Source organism: Staphylococcus coagulans, from assembly GCF_002901995.1.
GTDB lineage: Bacteria > Bacillota > Bacilli > Staphylococcales > Staphylococcaceae > Staphylococcus > Staphylococcus coagulans.
The window spans coordinates 1-259 of record NZ_PPQN01000094.1; the positions used below are offsets into that span (position 1 = coordinate 1).

The 259-nt window shown below is 40.2% G+C and carries 1 pseudogene; it reads right to left on the bottom strand.

The window, feature by feature from the left end:
* A pseudogene (locus CD118_RS11330) lies at window positions 1–259 on the bottom strand (phosphopentomutase); the annotation flags it as partial.

Genomic DNA, 259 nt, shown 5'->3' on the forward strand with positions numbered 1-259 from the left:
CTGCTTCTGTGACACCTTCTCCATCGAAAATATCATTGATTTTACCGATGGCAATGACATCATAGTCATGATCTTTAAGTGTGTTCATCACTGTTGGGCCAAAAGGTTTTAAGGCATAGTCATGACGATTGCTTGTTCTTGTGAAATGCCCCGGTTCACCGACATACGGACGTGCAATCACACGACCGACTAAATATTTCGGGTCTTTTGTTAATTCACGTACTTTTTCACAAATGTCATACAATTCTTCAAGTGGAAT